The sequence below is a fragment of the Enterobacter pseudoroggenkampii genome (assembly GCF_026420145.1).
GTDB classification, from domain to species: domain Bacteria; phylum Pseudomonadota; class Gammaproteobacteria; order Enterobacterales; family Enterobacteriaceae; genus Enterobacter; species Enterobacter pseudoroggenkampii.
On the sequence record NZ_JAPMLV010000006.1, the window covers coordinates 182,061 to 199,873 of the forward strand.

General features: G+C 54.7%; 19 protein-coding genes. 13 read left to right on the forward strand and 6 right to left on the reverse strand.

The genetic code is table 11. From position 1 onward, the window contains the following. Window positions 1-10: 10 nt before the first annotated feature. From rng to csrD, 6 genes are all read right to left on the reverse strand, one after another. A complete protein-coding gene (gene rng / locus OTG14_RS20400; RefSeq protein ID WP_032650437.1) occupies window positions 11-1,480 on the reverse strand; it encodes a ribonuclease G in 1,470 nt (489 codons plus the stop codon). Next, complete coding sequence (locus OTG14_RS20405) at window positions 1,470-2,063, reverse strand: Maf family protein (RefSeq protein ID WP_032650440.1); 594 nt, start codon at window positions 2,061-2,063, stop codon at window positions 1,470-1,472. The genes rng and OTG14_RS20405 overlap by 11 nt, the downstream gene beginning before the upstream one ends. 9 nt (window positions 2,064-2,072) lie before the next feature. After that, window positions 2,073-2,561 (reverse strand): rod shape-determining protein MreD, encoded by a 489-nt coding sequence (gene mreD, locus OTG14_RS20410; RefSeq protein ID WP_023309399.1) that lies wholly within the window; start codon window positions 2,559-2,561, stop codon window positions 2,073-2,075. Next, window positions 2,561-3,577, reverse strand: a complete 1,017-nt coding sequence (gene mreC / locus OTG14_RS20415) for a rod shape-determining protein MreC (protein WP_023309400.1) — start codon at window positions 3,575-3,577, stop codon at window positions 2,561-2,563. The genes mreD and mreC overlap by 1 nt, the downstream gene beginning before the upstream one ends. Window positions 3,578-3,639: 62 nt before the next feature. After that, the gene (mreB, locus tag OTG14_RS20420) at window positions 3,640-4,683 is read right to left on the reverse strand and encodes a rod shape-determining protein MreB (RefSeq protein WP_000913396.1); all 1,044 of its coding nucleotides are present in this window, start codon (window positions 4,681-4,683) and stop codon (window positions 3,640-3,642) included. A gap of 282 nt (window positions 4,684-4,965) precedes the next feature. Beyond that, window positions 4,966-6,906, reverse strand: a complete 1,941-nt coding sequence (csrD, locus tag OTG14_RS20425; protein WP_267215679.1) for an RNase E specificity factor CsrD — start codon at window positions 6,904-6,906, stop codon at window positions 4,966-4,968. 182 nt (window positions 6,907-7,088) lie between these two features. On the opposite strand from csrD, the gene acuI reads away from it, so the two are divergent. The 13 genes from acuI (at window position 7,089) to OTG14_RS20490 (ending at window position 17,785) form a co-directional block, all read left to right on the forward strand. Beyond that, window positions 7,089-8,063 (forward strand): acrylyl-CoA reductase (NADPH), encoded by a 975-nt coding sequence (gene acuI, locus OTG14_RS20430; protein WP_248272489.1) that lies wholly within the window; start codon window positions 7,089-7,091, stop codon window positions 8,061-8,063. 77 nt (window positions 8,064-8,140) lie between these two features. Continuing rightward, window positions 8,141-9,142 (forward strand): protein-methionine-sulfoxide reductase catalytic subunit MsrP, encoded by a 1,002-nt coding sequence (gene msrP, locus OTG14_RS20435; protein ID WP_148769722.1) that lies wholly within the window; start codon window positions 8,141-8,143, stop codon window positions 9,140-9,142. Continuing rightward, complete coding sequence (gene msrQ / locus OTG14_RS20440) at window positions 9,143-9,742, forward strand: protein-methionine-sulfoxide reductase heme-binding subunit MsrQ (protein WP_024906321.1); 600 nt, start codon at window positions 9,143-9,145, stop codon at window positions 9,740-9,742. A gap of 234 nt (window positions 9,743-9,976) precedes the next feature. Further along, window positions 9,977-10,429, forward strand: a complete 453-nt coding sequence (gene aroQ, locus OTG14_RS20445; RefSeq protein ID WP_024906320.1) for a type II 3-dehydroquinate dehydratase — start codon at window positions 9,977-9,979, stop codon at window positions 10,427-10,429. A 21-nt stretch (window positions 10,430-10,450) separates the two neighbouring features. Continuing rightward, window positions 10,451-10,912, forward strand: coding sequence for an acetyl-CoA carboxylase biotin carboxyl carrier protein (gene accB, locus OTG14_RS20450; RefSeq protein WP_010436174.1), 462 nt, complete (start codon window positions 10,451-10,453; stop codon window positions 10,910-10,912). Between the two features lie 10 nt (window positions 10,913-10,922). Continuing rightward, window positions 10,923-12,272, forward strand: coding sequence for an acetyl-CoA carboxylase biotin carboxylase subunit (gene accC, locus OTG14_RS20455; protein ID WP_024906319.1), 1,350 nt, complete (start codon window positions 10,923-10,925; stop codon window positions 12,270-12,272). 108 nt (window positions 12,273-12,380) lie between these two features. Further along, on the forward strand, window positions 12,381-12,623 hold the full coding sequence (locus OTG14_RS20460; protein WP_267215680.1) for a YhdT family protein: 243 nt from the start codon (window positions 12,381-12,383) through the stop codon (window positions 12,621-12,623). After that, window positions 12,613-14,064 (forward strand): sodium/pantothenate symporter, encoded by a 1,452-nt coding sequence (gene panF, locus OTG14_RS20465; protein ID WP_032650448.1) that lies wholly within the window; start codon window positions 12,613-12,615, stop codon window positions 14,062-14,064. The genes OTG14_RS20460 and panF overlap by 11 nt, the downstream gene beginning before the upstream one ends. Before the next feature lie 11 nt (window positions 14,065-14,075). After that, the gene (gene prmA, locus OTG14_RS20470; protein ID WP_267215681.1) at window positions 14,076-14,957 is read left to right on the forward strand and encodes a 50S ribosomal protein L11 methyltransferase; all 882 of its coding nucleotides are present in this window, start codon (window positions 14,076-14,078) and stop codon (window positions 14,955-14,957) included. Window positions 14,958-15,085: 128 nt separating this feature from the next. Beyond that, on the forward strand, window positions 15,086-15,826 hold the full coding sequence (locus tag OTG14_RS20475) for a carbonic anhydrase (RefSeq protein ID WP_157189959.1): 741 nt from the start codon (window positions 15,086-15,088) through the stop codon (window positions 15,824-15,826). A gap of 330 nt (window positions 15,827-16,156) precedes the next feature. Continuing rightward, window positions 16,157-17,122, forward strand: a complete 966-nt coding sequence (gene dusB / locus OTG14_RS20480) for a tRNA dihydrouridine synthase DusB (protein WP_045329658.1) — start codon at window positions 16,157-16,159, stop codon at window positions 17,120-17,122. A 23-nt stretch (window positions 17,123-17,145) separates the two neighbouring features. Then, the gene (gene fis, locus OTG14_RS20485; RefSeq protein WP_000462905.1) at window positions 17,146-17,442 is read left to right on the forward strand and encodes a DNA-binding transcriptional regulator Fis; all 297 of its coding nucleotides are present in this window, start codon (window positions 17,146-17,148) and stop codon (window positions 17,440-17,442) included. 178 nt (window positions 17,443-17,620) lie between these two features. Next, window positions 17,621-17,785 carry a DUF2556 family protein gene (locus OTG14_RS20490; RefSeq protein ID WP_024906314.1) on the forward strand — a complete coding sequence of 55 codons (165 nt, stop codon included), beginning with the start codon at window positions 17,621-17,623 and terminating at the stop codon, window positions 17,783-17,785. Window positions 17,786-17,813 lie beyond the last annotated feature (28 nt).

Genomic DNA, 17,813 nt, shown 5'->3' on the forward strand with positions numbered 1-17,813 from the left:
CGTACTGCGCTTACATCATCACGACGTCAAACTGCTCCTGGTTATAGAGCGGTTCAATTTGTACTTTTACCTGTTTGCCGACAAAGATTTCCACTTCCGCCAGCGCGTGTGACTCTTCGCCTTTCAGCGCTTCAGCCACCGCAGGGGAAGCATAGACCAGAAAACGGTCGGAGTCGTAGGCATGATGCACACGCACAATTTCACGCATAATTTCGTAGCAGACGGTCTCAACCGTCTTTACCGTTCCGCGTCCATGGCAGGTCGGGCATTCATTACACAGCACATGCTCCACGCTCTCGCGGGTACGCTTACGCGTCATTTCCACCAGCCCCAGCTGTGAGAAGCCGTTGATGCTGGTTTTCACGCGATCTTTACTCAACGCCTGCTCAAGCGAGTGCAGCACGCGGCGACGATGGTCTTCATTACTCATATCGATGAAGTCGATGATGATAATGCCGCCCAGATTGCGCAGACGAAGCTGGCGCGCAATCGCCTGCGTGGCTTCGATGTTGGTGTTGAAGATGGTGTCATCGAGATTGCGATGGCCGACAAACGCGCCGGTGTTAATATCGACGGTGGTCATCGCTTCGGTCTGATCGATGATCAGATAGCCGCCTGACTTCAGTTCAACCTTACGCTCCAGCGCACGCTGGATCTCGTTTTCGACATCATAGAGATCGAAGATCGGCTGACGCCCTGAATAATGCTCCAGCAGGCCAGGCATCTCGGGGATATATTCGGCGGTAAATTCCAGCAGCGCTTCATAGGTCAGGCGCGAGTCCACGCGAATGCGGTCGAGCTGCGCATCAGCAAAGTCACGCAGAACGCGTTGTGCAAGCGCCAGTTCACCGTAGAGCTGGTAGCGGGTCTGGTTGCGTTTTTTACGCTCCATCACTTTGGTCCAGACGCGCTTCAGGTATGCCGCATCCGACGCCAGGTCTTCCTCGCTGATCCCCTCTGCGGCGGTACGGATGATAAACCCGCCCTGCTCATCGCAGTAGGCGCTGACCACTTTTTTCAGACGCTCGCGCTCGCTTTCGCTCTCAATACGCTGCGAAACGCCCACGTGCGACGCGCCGGGCATAAAGACCAGATAGCGGGAAGGTAAGGTGATGTCGGTGGTCAGACGGGCGCCTTTGGTACCGAGAGGATCTTTCACCACCTGCACCATCAGATCCTGTCCCTGACGCACCAGTTCGGAAATGTCGCGCACGGCAAACTGCTTTTGCTCTTCGCCCGCGACGCACTCGGTGTGCGGCATGATATCGGAGGCATGTAAAAATGCCGCCTTATCCAGTCCAATATCTACAAAAGCCGCCTGCATACCCGGTAGTACACGACTGACACGACCTTTGTAGATATTGCCTACTATTCCGCGCCGCGCTTCACGCTCAATATGAATTTCCTGAAGAATGCCACCATCAATATAGGCCACACGGGTTTCCGATGGCGTTACGTTTACCAACAATTCAGCCGTCATAATTATCCCTTCCCTCACGCAGTGAGTTAAAATTGCTCAGCAACTCATACGTTTCCACCAGCGGTAAGCCGACTACGGCGTGATAGCTGCCATGAATCTTCCTGACAAAACAGCCACCCAGCCCCTGAATACCGTATGCACCTGCCTTATCCATTGGTTCACCGCTGGCAATATAAGCGGCGATGTCGTCGTCGGTAAGCACTCTGAACGTCACTTCTGTCACCACCAGGCAATCCAGCACATGCTGGCTGTCAGCCAGCGCGACGGCCGTCATCACCTGATGCGTATGTCCGGACAGTTTGCGCAGCATGCGCGCCGCATGATCGGCGTCGCGCGGTTTCTCAAGCACTTCACCGTTCAGAATAACGATGGTATCTGCTCCCAGCACGGGGAGATCGCATGGCACACTGGCCACGCCCGCCTGCGCTTTCTCACGCGCCAGGCGAGACACGTACTGTTGCGCGCTTTCGCCCTCAGCACGTTTTTCTTCAATGCCGGTCACGATGCGTTCAAAAGAGACCCCTAGCTGCGTCAGGAGTTCCTGACGGCGCGGGGAGCCGGAAGCGAGATACAAAGACGTCATAGAAACCTTTTATTGCACAGCAAACTGCTGGCGAACCTTACGCATCAGCAGGAATAACCATGGCCAGAGCACACCGTTTACTACACTACTCCAGAACACTTCCGGTCGGAAAGAGACGTTGATCACTAAAAACTCTGCCCAGAAAACAACGATATCCGCAGCGAGCGACAATAGCATCACCACCAGGGCCTGTTGCCAGAGCGCAAGGTTACGGAAGAGCTGGAATTTGAGTGCGACGAGGTACGCAATAATGCTCATGGACAAGGCGCGCACGCCAAGCGTAGAGCCGCTAATGAGATCCAGTATGGCACCCATCACGAAACCTGTGCCGACATTTACGCGATGCGGCAGGGCAAGGATCCAGTAGAGCAAAATGAGCAATACCCAGTTTGGCCGGAAAACGAGAATGTCATCCGGCCAGGGCATCACTTGCAGCAACAGTGCAATGAGAAACGAGAGCCAGATGACCCAGCGTCCCTGGCTACGATAGCTTGCCACTACTGCCCTCCCGAAGAGAGTTTAGGCGGTGGCGGCGCATCCGGCAGCGGCTGCGTTAACCCGGTTGCCGGCGCCGGGACTGGCGCAGGCGGCCCCATGGAATCCGCAGGCGGGAGAACCTGCGGCATCATCTGCATCAGGCGCTCATTTGCTACGCGATGCACCTCTTCAGGCGTCATCGGGTTAGCACCGTTACGATCGGCGCCCCACAGCAGCAGCAGATAGCGCAGACGCTGCAAACCGGCGGTTGGACGCGCCTGAATTACGGTATAGGCACGCTGCGTATCCAGCTTCACTGAAGAAACCACCGCAACCGGATAGCCCTCAGGGAAGCGTCCGCCCAGACCGGAGGTCACCAGAACGTCACCCACGCGGATATCCGTGTTAGCCGGCAGGTGTTCCAGCTGCAGGTCGTCCGTACAGCCATTACCGGCCGCAATCACGCGGATGTCGTTACGCAGGACCTGGATCGGCAGCGCATGCGTGGCATCGCAAATCAGCAGCACGCGGCTGGTCAGCTTGGCCACGGCAACCACCTGGCCCACGACGCCTTTATCACTGATAACAGGCTGACCTTCATACACCCCGTTCACGCTCCCTTTGTCGATCACAACCTGATCGCTGTAGGGGTCGTTCACGGTGGAGATCACCTGCGTGACCATTTTCTGCTCATCCTGACGCAGCGGCGAGCCGAGCAGTTCACGCAGACGCGCGTTTTCCTGCTTGTATTGCCCCAGCATCAGCAGTTCGCTGTTTTTCAGCAACAGTTCCTGACGTAATGCCCGGTTTTCGAGTTCGAGTTGGTCGCGCGAAGACAGCGTTTGAGAAACGGAGTCGAGCAGTTCACGGGGACCATTTGAAACAAAGTAGAAAGGACTGACGGCGGTATCCATGTACGTTCTGATCTGGCTGAACGTACCGAGGCGGCTATCGGCAATAATGACCCCAAGCGCAACCAGAACCGCCAGAATGAGGCGAAACTGTAGCGATGGGCCACGGCTAAAAATTGGCTTCATAGGCTATGCGTATTCTCGCGTCAGAGAGAAAGGGTAGCAAATTGCTACCCTCTCAAACTCGACTACTCTTCGCTGAACAAATCGCCGCCGTGCATGTCGATCATTTCCAGCGCCTTGCCACCACCACGGGCGACGCAAGTCAGTGGATCTTCTGCAACTACGACAGGAATACCTGTCTCTTCCATTAACAGGCGGTCGAGGTTACGCAGCAGCGCACCACCACCGGTCAGAACCATACCGCGCTCGGAGATATCGGACGCCAGCTCTGGTGGGCACTGTTCCAGCGCGACCATTACCGCGCTCACGATACCCGTCAGTGGTTCCTGCAGTGCTTCCAGAATTTCGTTGGAGTTCAGGGTGAAACCGCGTGGCACACCTTCAGCCAGGTTACGGCCACGTACTTCGATCTCACGCACTTCATCGCCCGGATACGCAGAGCCGATTTCGTGTTTGATACGCTCTGCGGTGGCTTCACCGATCAGAGAGCCGTAGTTACGGCGTACATAATTAATGATGGCTTCGTCGAAGCGGTCACCACCGATACGTACGGAAGAGGAGTACACCACGCCGTTCAGAGAGATAACGGCCACTTCAGTGGTACCACCACCGATATCCACCACCATGGAACCGGTCGCTTCAGACACAGGCAGACCAGCACCGATGGCCGCCGCCATTGGCTCTTCAATCAGGAACACTTCACGCGCACCTGCGCCCTGGGCAGATTCACGAATTGCGCGACGCTCTACCTGGGTTGCACCAACCGGCACACACACCAGAACACGCGGGCTTGGGCGCATGAAGCTGTTGCTGTGAACCTGCTTGATGAAGTGCTGAAGCATTTTTTCAGTCACGAAGAAGTCGGCGATAACGCCGTCTTTCATTGGGCGAATGGCGGCGATGTTGCCAGGGGTACGACCCAGCATCTGCTTCGCGTCATGACCCACTGCGGCCACGCTTTTCGGCGAGCCTGCACGATCCTGACGAATGGCCACAACAGAAGGCTCATTCAATACGATGCCTTGTCCTTTTACATAAATAAGGGTATTCGCGGTACCCAGGTCAATGGACAGGTCATTGGAAAACATGCCACGAAATTTTTTCAACATACTAAGGGATAATCCTGAAAGCTGGGGCGGAAAACAAAATCCGCTTACTTTACCAACCACACGCAGCAGCGACAAGGCGCAAAAATCATCTGCAACGGTGAAAATTTGTGCAGTACGTTTCCTGATGTTACAAAATCATCCCCTGACTCCCTCAGGGCTGAATAAACAGTAGCGTTCCCCACTGACGTTTGTAACCCGTTAAAGGTCGTTCACTGGCTTTTTGCTCGACATACTCAAAGCTACAGGCGCGATATTCTACGTGAAAACAGCGTAAACGGCAGGTCAAACAGAGTATCTTTGCAAATATTTTTTCACGTTGGTGTCAAGCGGTTGAGAGGCAGCAAAAAAATCCCCCTGACCACCCATCACACCGCGCTCTGTTAACATCTGCCATTCACTTCTGGAGCGCACGCCCGTGGCAAATACTTGTGTTCGCGTTCCCTTGCATGCTTCTACCAGACTCTGTACCAGCAGCTGGTTTTCCGTACGCTTCTCAATATTCCTTACCAGCCCCGGATGTAGCTTTAATAACTCCACATCCAGCTCCTTGATCCAGTTGGTACTGACCAGCGTTAAACCTGCCTGAGTCACCGCCACACGCGCACCGAGCGCATTGATCAAACGTACCACCGGACGTAACCGGCTGATGTGTTGACCTACGTCGGCCTCAGCAAGTTCAAAAATAATGTGTTTGCGTTGCGATTTTTCGCATTGCATTAATGTATCACGAAGCCAGCGCTGAAAACGTGGGCGTATTAATGACTCAACGGTAACCTGTAATGCCAGACTTTCTTCAGGCCAAAAAGATAAAAACGGAATCAATCGGGTAATTTGCTGGCGGTCATACTCTTCGGACAGGCCAAATTGCAGGACCATCGGCAGATATTCCGCCGAGATAACCTCTTCCGTACCGTCAAAAATACGACACATCAGCTCGCGGTGATGAACGTTGCCGTTTTTCATGACCGCGGGTTTTTGATAAATACGTGGTCCACCGCGGCTAAGCATTTGCTCAATCAAAGTACGCCAGCGCACGTTGCCACGCCCTTTTTCCGGCAGCGAGTCGTCATAAACCGCCCATCCGTTCGCCCCCTGCAACACGGCGTTGCGGGTGGCGGCTTCCGCATGTTCCATCACCTGTTCTGTCGATTGTCCGCCACGCCAGGCGCAGATCCCCATGTGGACCATATCGTCCCTGTCGAGCATTTTGCTCTGCGGCAGCGCATCCACCGCTTTCAGCAGCTGGCTGGCGATGCTTTCCGACTCCTTCAGCGTACGATGAGGCAACAATACGGCAAAGTCGCTGCGGTGATAGCGGGCCAGCAGCGCGCCCGGGTAGCGCATAATAAAGGTGGAGAGCAGGTTGATCAGCGTAAAGAGGTTTTCTTCCGCAGCCCGCTGTCCCCAGGTATCGCGCAGGAGATCGAAATCGGGCAGGCGAATCATCATCACCACCCCGTGTGTCCCCACTTTTTCTGAATCGTCGAGCAGCGTCGCGAGTTGATTATCAAAGAAAAGACGGTTGTTAAGGCCAGTTTTATTATCCTGGGCGGCATAAGAGCGAATCAGCGTATCCATTCGGCTGCGCTGGTCGCTGGCAAACTGGATTTCCGAGAGCAGCGTATCCAGCGCGCTGCTGGCGCGTGACGGCCACTCATGGACCGAGCCACGCACCTGCGGACCGCGTTCACCGTTAAGGATCCGCACGGAGCGCATCTCCAGCAGCTCCTGGCCGGAGAGCTGTCGGCGCAGCCAGCGGACCGCGAGAAAGATCAGCAGGACGATAAACGCAACGGCGACGGTGAGCGGTGCGGTGGTCATCATTGAACGAAAATAGCTCGCCATCGGATCGAGGTAGACCATGTGTATGGTCATCCCCGGATTTTTCAGGGAATGCACCGTCACTTCCCGATACTGGCTCACCACGCCCGCAGGACGATAGCTTCCCGGCCGTTCGTGGCTTAAAACACGATGCTTTCCCTGCAGAATGTCGATCTGAACGATATCAACAGGTACCATCAACTCATCGAGCTCACGGGAGAGCACCGGTAGCGGCGTCGTCAGCAGACGCGCATCAATCACCGATGCAACAGACTGTACCCGGTTAACCAGCTTGTCCTGAATGGCGGTGTAAAAGCTCAGGGAGCAGCCCATAAGCGTGACAAAAATGGTAAGCCCCGTCAGCAAGGTGATAAAAGCCGAGAACTTCGTCGTTAATCGCATCCTTGAGATTACTCCGTGGGTTGATGGGGTAGCGAGTAAGCGCTAACTTGCATTCCAAATGCGGCATACTACCAAATCGAGTGTATCTGGCAATTTATTGCGTTAAATCGGCATTGCGTTTCCCTGAGCGAGTATAGTCTTCAGAAATTATTTTCCAATCATCTGAGTCGAGAGGACCCCGTATGCAGGCTTTGATCTTAGAACAGCAGGACGGCAAAACGCTTGCCTCAGTGCAGGCGGTTGAAGAGAGTCGCCTGCCGGAAGGCGAAGTAACCGTCGACATCGACTGGTCCAGTTTAAATTATAAAGATGCGCTGGCGATTACCGGTAAGGGTAAAATCATCCGAAATTTCCCTATGGTGCCAGGGATTGATTTCGCTGGCCGGGTTCATACCAGCGAGGATCCGCGCTTCCACCCGGGCCAGCAGGTGCTGCTCACCGGCTGGGGCGTAGGTGAAAATCACTGGGGCGGGCTGGCAACGCAGGCGCGCGTGAAGGGCGACTGGCTGGTGCCAATGCCGAAAGGCATGGATGGCCGCAAGGCGATGATCGTCGGTACGGCAGGCTTTACCGCCATGCTGTGTGTGATGGCGCTGGAAGAGGCGGGCATCCGCCCTGAGTCGGGTGAAATTGTCGTCACCGGTGCCAGCGGCGGCGTGGGCAGCACGGCTGTCACGCTGCTGCACAAGCTGGGCTATCAGGTCGCGGCGGTTTCCGGTCGTGAAAGCACCCACGATTACCTGCGCCAGCTCGGCGCCAGCCGCATTCTCAGCCGTGACGAATTCGCCGAAACTCGTCCACTGGAAAAACAGGTCTGGGCAGGCGCGGTGGATACCGTCGGTGATAAAGTGCTGGCAAAAGTCCTGGCGCAGATGAACTACGGCGGCTGCGTGGCAGCCTGTGGACTGGCGGGCGGATTTGCCCTGCCCACCACCGTGATGCCATTTATTTTGCGTAACGTCCGCCTGCAGGGTGTGGATTCCGTGATGACCCCAGCGGCTCGCCGTACGCAGGCATGGGAACGTCTGGTACGCGATCTGCCGGAATCTTTCTATACCCAGAGCGCAACGGAGATAACCCTCAGCCAGGCGCCGGAATACGCCAGTAAGATCATGGACAACCAGTTCCACGGTCGTGCGCTGGTGAAAATCGCCTAATCTTCAAATTTTCGTGACATATTCGCGCGAATCCCTCTCCTCCGTCATGCTTAGGAAAACGCATGACGGAGGATGCCATGAAAAACCGAAAACTGACGGAAGCCGACGTAACGTCCGAGTCTGTCTTTATGTTACAGCGCCGCCAGATCCTGAAAATGCTTGGCATCAGCGCCACAGCCCTGACGCTCTCTCCGGCGGCACACGCCGACCTGCTCGACTGGTTTAAAGGCAACGATCGGCCGAAGGCCCCTTCCGGCGCCCCGCTCACCTTTGCGAAACCCGCCCAATGGCAAAATAAACTGACGCTGACGCCAGAAGATAAAGTCACCGGCTACAACAACTTCTACGAATTTGGTCTCGACAAGGCCGATCCTGCCGCCAACGCCGGTAGCCTCAAAACCGATCCGTGGACGCTGAAGATTGATGGCGAAGTGGCAAAACCCCTGACGCTGGATCATCACGATCTGACCACCCGTTTCCCGCTCGAAGAGCGTATCTACCGCATGCGCTGCGTGGAGGCCTGGTCGATGGTGGTGCCGTGGGTCGGCTTCCCGCTGCATAAACTGCTGGCGATGGTTGAGCCCACCAGCAACGCAAAATATGTCGCTTTCCAGACGCGCTATGCGCCGGACGAGATGCCAGGGCAAAAAGACCGGTTTATCGGCGGCGGGCTTGAGTATCCGTATGTGGAAGGGCTACGTCTCGATGAGGCGATGCACCCGCTTACCCTGCTGACCGTTGGCGTGTACGGCAAGGCGCTTCCGCCGCAGAACGGCGCCCCCATTCGTTTAACCGTACCGTGGAAATACGGTTTCAAAGGAATTAAGTCCATCGTCAGCATTAAGCTCACCCGCGAGCGTCCGCCCACCACCTGGAATCTGGCGGCTCCGAACGAATACGGCTTCTTCGCCAACGTGAACCCGCATGTGGATCACCCGCGCTGGTCGCAGGCAACCGAGCGGTTTATCGGTTCCGGCGGTGCGCTGGACGTGAAGCGTCAGCCCACGCTGCTGTTTAACGGCTATGCGGATGAAGTGGCCTCGCTGTACCGTGGCCTCAATTTACGGGAGAACTTCTGAGTGCGTTTAACGGCAAAACAGATTACCTGGCTGAAAGTGCTGCTGCACCTGGCCGGGTTACTTCCTTTTATATGGCTGTTCTGGGCCGCCAGCCAGGGGCTCTTTAGCGCAGACCCGGCCAAGGATATCCAGCATTTTACCGGTCGGATGGCTCTGAAATTTTTGCTGGCCACCTTGCTCGTTTCGCCGCTGGCGCGCTACGCTAAACAGCCACTATTGATACGCACCCGTCGGCTGTTAGGGCTATGGTGTTTTGCCTGGGCGACGCTGCACCTCACCAGCTATGCCCTGCTGGAACTGGGAATTAACAATCTGGCACTGCTTGGCCGCGAACTGGTGACACGCCCTTATCTGACGCTGGGTATTGTGAGCTGGGTGATTTTACTGGCGTTAGCGCTGACCTCCACGCAATATGCGCAGCGAAAACTGGGCAGGCGCTGGCAGCTGCTGCACAACTTCGTCTATCTTGTCGCGATCCTCGCCCCCATTCATTACCTGTGGTCGGTGAAGATCCTCTCCCCGCAGCCGGTCCTGTACGCACTGGCCGCCGTGGCGCTTTTAGCATGGCGTTACAAGAAGTTCCGCCAGTGGTTGCGATAGTTCGCGAAACTGTGCGTTTTCCCGCATATTCCCCGTCAACCGCAAATCTTTTTCGGATAGCGGTTGATAATCTTCCCTGATAAGACCAGTATTTAGCTGCTAAATGCTACGAAATCGTTATAATGTGCGACCTTGGTTCACCTGACAGCGGTTTTAAGCCTCTGAAAAGGTGACATTTGCGTTTCGAAGGTATATTTTGTTTTTTACCCGAAAATCGCAGGAGATAGCGGCATAATGACTGATAAGTTCCATATCTTAGTTTTGAACGGACCGAACCTGAACATGCTCGGAACCCGTGAGCCAGAGAAGTACGGCACGCTGACATTGAGTGAAATTGTTAACCGTCTGGGAACGGAAGCAGCGTCACTGAATGTGGATTTGGATCATTTTCAGTCGAATGCGGAGTACGCAATCATCGACCGTATTCATCAGGCTAAAGACAATGTGGACTATATCCTGATCAATCCGGCCGCGTTTACGCACACCAGTGTTGCTATCCGCGACGCACTGCTCGCGGTGAGTATCCCGTTTATCGAGATCCACCTGAGTAACGTGCACGCCCGAGAGCCGTTCCGCCACCATTCGTATCTGTCAGATATCGCCGCTGGCGTTATCTGTGGACTGGGCGCAGACGGCTATTCATACGCTTTACAGACAGCGGTAAAACGCTTGTCACAATCACACTAAACAAGAGTACGGAACCCACTCATGGATATTCGTAAGATTAAAAAACTGATCGAGCTGGTTGAAGAATCAGGCATCTCCGAACTGGAAATTTCTGAAGGCGAAGAGTCTGTACGCATCAGCCGTGCAGCCCCAGCCGCTAGCTTCCCGGTAATGCAGCAGGCTTATGCTGCGCCAGTGCAGCAGCCTGCGCTCTCCGCAGCCGTTGCGCCAGCAGCTGAAGCCGCACCTGCCGCTGCAGCAGAAATCAGTGGTCACATCGTACGTTCCCCAATGGTTGGTACTTTCTACCGCACCCCGAGCCCGGACGCGAAGGCGTTCATCGAAGTGGGTCAGAAAGTCAACGTAGGCGATACCCTGTGCATCGTTGAAGCGATGAAAATGATGAACCAGATCGAAGCAGACAAATCAGGTACTGTGAAAGCGATTCTGGTCGAAAGTGGTCAGCCGGTTGAATTTGACGAGCCGCTGGTCGTCATCGAGTAACGAGGCGTACATGCTGGATAAAATTGTTATCGCTAACCGCGGCGAGATCGCACTGCGTATTCTTCGTGCCTGTAAAGAACTGGGCATCAAGACCGTCGCTGTGCACTCAAGCGCGGATCGCGATTTAAAACACGTATTGCTGGCGGATGAGACGGTCTGTATTGGCCCGGCTCCGTCCGTAAAAAGCTATCTGAACATCCCGGCTATCATCAGCGCCGCTGAAATCACCGGCGCGGTGGCAATTCATCCGGGTTACGGCTTCCTCTCTGAGAACGCCAACTTTGCTGAGCAGGTTGAACGCTCTGGCTTCATCTTCATCGGCCCGAAAGCCGACACCATCCGCCTGATGGGCGACAAAGTGTCTGCAATCACCGCGATGAAAAAAGCCGGTGTGCCAACCGTACCAGGCTCTGACGGCCCTCTGACCGACGACATGGATGCTAACCGTGCTCATGCTAAACGCATTGGCTACCCGGTTATCATCAAGGCGTCCGGCGGCGGCGGCGGTCGCGGTATGCGCGTTGTGCGTAGCGATGCTGACCTGGCGCAGTCCATCTCCATGACCAAAGCTGAAGCGAAAGCCGCTTTCAGCAATGACATGGTATACATGGAAAAATACCTGGAAAACCCACGCCACATCGAAATTCAGGTGCTGGCTGACGGTCAGGGCAACGCGATCTATCTGGCAGAACGTGACTGCTCCATGCAGCGTCGTCACCAGAAAGTGGTCGAAGAAGCGCCAGCACCGGGTATTACCCCGGAACTGCGTCGCTACATCGGCGAACGTTGCGCCAAAGCGTGTGTCGATATCGGCTATCGCGGGGCGGGTACCTTTGAGTTCCTGTTCGAAAACGGCGAGTTCTATTTCATCGAAATGAACACCCGTATTCAGGTTGAACACCCGGTTACCGAAATGATCACCGGCGTTGACCTGATCAAAGAACAGCTGCGTATCGCAGCCGGTCAGCCGCTGTCCATCAAGCAGGAAGAAGTTGTGGTGAAAGGCCATGCGATCGAGTGTCGTATCAACGCCGAAGACCCGAACACCTTCCTGCCAAGCCCGGGTAAAATCACGCGTTTCCACGCGCCGGGCGGCTTTGGCGTGCGTTGGGAATCTCATATCTACGCCGGTTACACCGTACCGCCGTACTATGACTCAATGATCGGCAAGCTTATCTGCTACGGCGAAAACCGTGACGTGGCGATTGCCCGCATGAAGAACGCCCTGCAGGAGCTGATCATCGACGGTATCAAAACCAACGTTGATCTGCAGATGCGCATTATGAGCGACGAGCACTTCCAGAATGGTGGAACCAACATCCACTATCTCGAGAAGAAACTCGGTCTTAACGAGAAGTAAGACTGCGCGCACACGAAAAGGCCGGATTATCCGGCCTTTTTTATTTCTGGGGCCTGGAAAGCCTCATCATGTACAATCCCCGCTTTCTTCATCCACAAGGGACAAAAAATGGACAAACGTTTTGTTCAGGCCCATAAAGAAGCGCGCTGGGCGCTGTGGCTGACCCTTCTCTATCTCGCCGCATGGTTAGTAACTGCTTACTTACCGAATTCAGCATCCGGCATAACCGGCCTGCCGCACTGGTTTGAAATGGCGTGTCTGCTGGTGCCGTTGGTTTTCATTTTGCTCAGCTGGCTGATGGTGCGCTTTATCTTCCGCGATTTCCCGCTGGAGGACAGTGATGCAAACTGAAATCATCACCGTACTGGTTGTCTATTTGATCGTGGTATTTGGCCTATCTTTCTATGCCATGCGCAAACGCAGTACCGGATCGTTCCTGAGCGAATATTTCCTCGGCAGCCGTTCCATGGGCGGGTTTGTGCTGGCGATGACGCTGACCGCCACCTATGTGAGCGCCAGTTCGTTTATCGGCGGGCCGGGAGCCGCATACAAATACGGCCTGGGCTGGGTATTGCTGGCCATGATTCAGGTGCCCACGATTTGGCTGTCACTGGGTATTCTGGGCAAAAAATTTGCCATACTCGCTCGCCGCTATAACGCCATTACGCTGAACGACATGCTGCAGGCGCGTTATCAGAGCCGCGCGGTGGTCTGGATTGCCAGTATCAGCCTGATTGTCGCCTTCGTCGGCGCCATTGCCGTTCAGTTTATTGGCGGCGCGCGCCTGCTGGAAACGGCGGCGGGTATTAAGTACGAGACCGGGCTGCTCATCTTCGGGATCACGATTGCGCTGTACACCGCGTTTGGCGGTTTCCGCGCCAGCGTGCTGAACGACACCATGCAGGGCATGGTGATGCTGATAGGTACTCTTGTGCTGCTGGTTGGCGTCATCTACGCGGCCGGCGGGTTACACAATGCGGTGCAAACGCTGGAACAGATCGATCCTAAGCTGGTTAGCCCTCATGGTGCTGACGATATCCTGACGCCCGCGTTTATGACCTCCTTCTGGGTGCTGGTTTGTTTTGGGGTTATCGGTCTGCCACACACCGCCGTGCGCTGTATCTCCTATAAAGACAGCAAAGCCGTTCACCGCGGGATTGTGATTGGTACCGTCGTTGTCGCCCTTCTGATGCTGGGCATGCATCTGGCGGGCGCGCTGGGTCGAGCTGTATTACCTCACCTGACCGTGCCGGATCAGGTGATCCCAACGCTGATGGTGCAGGTTCTGCCGCCGTGGGCCGCAGGTTTATTCCTTGCTGCACCGATGGCGGCCATCATGTCCAACGTTAACGCGCACCTGCTTCAGGCTTCCGCCACCATTATCAAAGATCTGTGGCTTAGCGCGCGTCCGGCTAAAATGCATAATGAGCAGAAGCTGAAACGCATCTCAACCTGGACCACGCTGGTGCTCGGTATTCTGATGATGCTCGCCGCATGGCGTCCGCCGGAGATGATCATCTGGCTGAACCTGCTGGCATTTGGTGGGCTGGAAGCGGTATTCCTGTGGCCACTGGTGTTAGGGCTCTACTGGGAACGCGCAAACGCGGCGGGCGCGCTGAGCGGCATGATCGTCGGCGGTGTGCTGTATGCCGTCCTCGCAACGTTTAAGATTCAGTACCTGGGCTTCCATCCGATTGTGCCTTCGTTACTGCTAAGTTTACTGGCGTTTGTGGTGGGGAACCGTTTCGGTCAGCCTGTCCCACAACCCGCTATGATTTCTACTGATAAATAAAGAGTTTTGCCATGCCGTGGATCCAACTAAAACTGAACACAACCGGCGCTAACGCCGAGGAACTGAGCGATGCGCTGATGGAGGCCGGCTCGGTCTCTATCACCTTCCAGGACACGCATGACACGCCGGTCTTTGAGCCGCTGCCGGGCGAAACCCGCCTGTGGGGCGATACCGACGTTATTGGCCTGTTTGATGCCGAAACCGATATGAAAGAGGTGGTCGCGATTCTGGAAAACCATCCTCTGCTGGGCGCGGGATTTGCGCACAAAATCGAACAGCTGGAAGACAAAGACTGGGAACGCGAGTGGATGGATAATTTCCACCCGATGCAGTTCGGCAAACGTCTGTGGATCTGCCCAAGCTGGCGCGACGTCCCGGACGAGAATGCGGTCAACGTGATGCTCGACCCGGGCCTTGCATTTGGTACCGGCACTCACCCAACCACATCCCTGTGCCTACAGTGGCTGGATGGTCTCGATCTGGACGGGAAGACGGTGATCGACTTCGGCTGTGGATCCGGGATCCTCGCGATTGCCGCCCTGAAACTGGGCGCAGCTAAAGCCATCGGGATCGATATCGATCCGCAGGCGATTCAGGCCAGCCGCGACAACGCCGAGCGTAACGGCGTGTCCGATCGTCTGGAGTTGTATCTGCCGGATGCGCAGCCAGACGCCATGAAAGCCGATGTGGTGGTCGCAAACATTCTGGCGGGCCCACTGCGCGAGCTGGCCCCGTTAATCAGCGTGCTGCCCGTTGAGGGCGGTCTGCTGGGGCTTTCCGGTATTCTGGCGAGCCAGGCCGACAGCGTGTGTGAAGCCTACGCCGATCTTTTCACCCTCGACCCGGTGGTTGAGAAAGAAGAGTGGTGCCGCATCACCGGCCGTAAAAAATAAGCATTTGGCGTGGTCATCTGACCACGCCTTTCACCCTCTGATTATTCTCTCTCCCTCTGCCATTCTTCGGTAAAATAACCACACAAATCATGTTGATTTGTATTATAAAAATTCACCGGAAGAATATGATGAAACACATTACAGGCAAGGCAGCGCTGCTGGCGCTGAGCATGGTTTCGGCTTCAGCATTTGCGTCACACTGGAGCTACGAAGGGGAAGGTTCACCGGAACACTGGGGCGAGCTGGACGAGGCATACAAGACTTGTCAAAGCGGGATGAACCAGTCTCCGATTAATATTGATTCGACCGCTAACGCCCATCTCCCTCCGCTTAAAACGCACTACATTGATGGCCCTGTCGGGCTGACAAACAATGGCCATACCATTCAGGCCAGCGAAAAGGCAGATACCCGCAACACGATAACCCTGGACAAGCAAACCTGGACGCTACAGCAGTTCCACTTCCATGCACCGAGCGAAAACACCGTGCACGGCAAAAAGTACGCGATGGAGATGCATCTGGTACATAAAAACAGCGCGGGTGAGCTGGCCGTGGTGGCCGTCATGTTTGATAAAGGTGCTGCGAATCCCGAGCTGGAAAAGCTGTGGAGTGTGATGCCTCAGCAGGCTGAACAGAATGTATCTATTGAGAAGGATCTCAACCTGAACAAACTGCTGCCAAAGGTGAAAACTTACTGGCGCTTTAGCGGCTCCTTGACCACGCCACCGTGTTCTGAAGGGGTCACCTGGATCGTGCTCAAACAGCCGTTAACCCTCTCAGCAGAACAGCTTGAGAAATTTACTCATACCATGCATCACGATAATAACCGTCCGGTACAGTCGCTGCACGGGCGCGTTGTGGTCGAATAAGACGCATTTTTCGCATGACGATCATGTTCTAAAATGCGACGCAGATCGCAAAGAAGTGGGGAAATCTGCTGCTAAAAACAGCAGATTATCCCGCTTCATCGAAGCATTTATTCAGAAATGATGAGAAGTTACGGGAAATTGTAAGCGCCCATAAAATAGCCATTCCCACATAACATAATGATTTAAATAGTGAATAATTCTTAACGGAAAGATTGAGCGGCGATTCCTTGATCTACAACAGTGGATTGTTCAAAGTTTGGCCTTTCATCTCGTGCAAAAAATGCGTAATATACGCCGCCTTGCAGTCACAGTATGGTCATTTCTTAACTCATGCGCATCGGACACCACCAGCTTAGAAATCGCCTGATCGCAGCCCCTATGGCAGGTATTACCGACCGGCCGTTCAGGACGCTGTGCTATGAGATGGGAGCCGGTTTAACCGTATCCGAGATGATGTCGTCTAACCCGCAGGTTTGGGAAAGCGATAAATCCCGCCTTCGGATGGTGCACATTGATGAACCGGGTATTCGCACCGTGCAAATTGCCGGAAGCGTGCCTGAAGAGATGGCAGATGCCGCGCGTATCAACGTGGAAAGTGGTGCCCAGATTATTGATATCAATATGGGGTGCCCGGCCAAAAAAGTGAATCGCAAGCTTGCAGGTTCAGCCCTTCTGCAATACCCCGACCAGGTGAAAGCTATCCTGACGGCGGTTGTCAGCGCAGTGGACGTTCCTGTTACGTTAAAGATTCGCACGGGTTGGTCGCCGGAACACCGTAACTGTGTAGAGATTGCCCAACTGGCCGAAGACTGTGGCATTCAGGCCCTGACCATTCATGGACGCACGCGCGCCTGTTTGTTCAACGGTGAAGCTGAATACGACAGCATTCGGGCAGTTAAGCAGAAAGTTTCCATTCCGATTATCGCGAATGGCGACATAACTGACCCGCTTAAAGCCAGAGCTGTGCTCGACTATACGGGAGCTGATGCTCTGATGATAGGACGTGCCGCTCAGGGAAGACCCTGGATCTTCCGGGAAATCCAGCATTATCTGGACACTGGGGAGCTGCTTGCCCCGCTGCCTCTGGCAGAGGTTAAGCGCTTGCTTTGTTCGCATGTTCGGGAACTGCATGACCACTACGGTCAGGCAAAAGGGTACCGAATTGCGCGTAAACACGTCTCCTGGTATCTCCAGGAGCACGCTCCAGATGACCAGTTTCGGCGCACATTCAACGCCATAGAGGATGCCAGCGTACAGCTGGAGGCGTTGGAGGCATACTTCGAAAATCTTGCGTAATGAAATAAAGAGCTGACAGAACTATGTTCGAACAACGCGTAAATTCTGACGTACTGACCGTTTCTACCGTTAACTCTCAGGACCAGGTAACTCAAAAGCCCCTGCGTGACTCGGTTAAACAGGCACTGAAGAACTATTTTGCTCAACTGAACGGTCAGGATGTTAATGACCTGTATGAGCTGGTACTGGCTGAAGTTGAACAGCCACTGTTGGACATGGTGATGCAATACACCCGCGGTAACCAAACCCGCGCTGCGCTGATGATGGGTATCAACCGTGGTACTCTGCGTAAGAAACTGAAAAAATACGGCATGAACTGATACTAATCAGTTAAATGCTTGTTTAAAAAGGCGCTCTTCGGCATGGGGAAGCGCCTTTTTTATTACCTGTACCTCTCCGTCAACGCAGTGTAAACCTCCGCTTCTCCCGCTTTTAAACCACGGTTTTTCGTGTATATTTTTCCCCATCCTACAGGCGCTCTTCTCGCGGAATGACACAATGATTCGTAAATACTGGTGGCTGATTGTCTTTGCAATCTCCGTTCTCATTTTCGATGCACTCCTGATGCAGTGGATTGAACTGATGAGTACCGAAACCGATAAGTGTCGCAATATGAACTCCGTCAATCCGCTGAAACTCGTGAACTGCTCCGAGCTCGACTAACCGCCCGATTGCGCAAATCGCCCCGTTA

Excerpts from the sequence above, each read along its gene's own strand:
- panF (WP_032650448.1), top strand. The coding sequence starts at position 12,613 with ATGCAAACTGAAATCATCACCGTACTGGTTGTCTATTTGATCGTGGTA.
- msrP (WP_148769722.1), top strand. The coding sequence starts at position 8,141 with ATGAAAAACCGAAAACTGACGGAAGCCGACGTAACGTCCGAGTCTGTC.
- acuI (WP_248272489.1), top strand. The coding sequence starts at position 7,089 with ATGCAGGCTTTGATCTTAGAACAGCAGGACGGCAAAACGCTTGCCTCA.
- fis (WP_000462905.1), top strand. The coding sequence starts at position 17,146 with ATGTTCGAACAACGCGTAAATTCTGACGTACTGACCGTTTCTACCGTT.
- mreB (WP_000913396.1), bottom strand. The coding sequence starts at position 4,683 with ATGTTGAAAAAATTTCGTGGCATGTTTTCCAATGACCTGTCCATTGAC.
- accB (WP_010436174.1), top strand. The coding sequence starts at position 10,451 with ATGGATATTCGTAAGATTAAAAAACTGATCGAGCTGGTTGAAGAATCA.
- accC (WP_024906319.1), top strand. The coding sequence starts at position 10,923 with ATGCTGGATAAAATTGTTATCGCTAACCGCGGCGAGATCGCACTGCGT.
- OTG14_RS20475 (WP_157189959.1), top strand. The coding sequence starts at position 15,086 with ATGAAACACATTACAGGCAAGGCAGCGCTGCTGGCGCTGAGCATGGTT.
- OTG14_RS20405 (WP_032650440.1), bottom strand. The coding sequence starts at position 2,063 with ATGACGTCTTTGTATCTCGCTTCCGGCTCCCCGCGCCGTCAGGAACTC.
- OTG14_RS20490 (WP_024906314.1), top strand. The coding sequence starts at position 17,621 with ATGATTCGTAAATACTGGTGGCTGATTGTCTTTGCAATCTCCGTTCTC.
- rng (WP_032650437.1), bottom strand. The coding sequence starts at position 1,480 with ATGACGGCTGAATTGTTGGTAAACGTAACGCCATCGGAAACCCGTGTG.
- prmA (WP_267215681.1), top strand. The coding sequence starts at position 14,076 with ATGCCGTGGATCCAACTAAAACTGAACACAACCGGCGCTAACGCCGAG.
- dusB (WP_045329658.1), top strand. The coding sequence starts at position 16,157 with ATGCGCATCGGACACCACCAGCTTAGAAATCGCCTGATCGCAGCCCCT.
- csrD (WP_267215679.1), bottom strand. The coding sequence starts at position 6,906 with ATGCGATTAACGACGAAGTTCTCGGCTTTTATCACCTTGCTGACGGGG.
- mreC (WP_023309400.1), bottom strand. The coding sequence starts at position 3,577 with ATGAAGCCAATTTTTAGCCGTGGCCCATCGCTACAGTTTCGCCTCATT.
- aroQ (WP_024906320.1), top strand. The coding sequence starts at position 9,977 with ATGACTGATAAGTTCCATATCTTAGTTTTGAACGGACCGAACCTGAAC.
- OTG14_RS20460 (WP_267215680.1), top strand. The coding sequence starts at position 12,381 with ATGGACAAACGTTTTGTTCAGGCCCATAAAGAAGCGCGCTGGGCGCTG.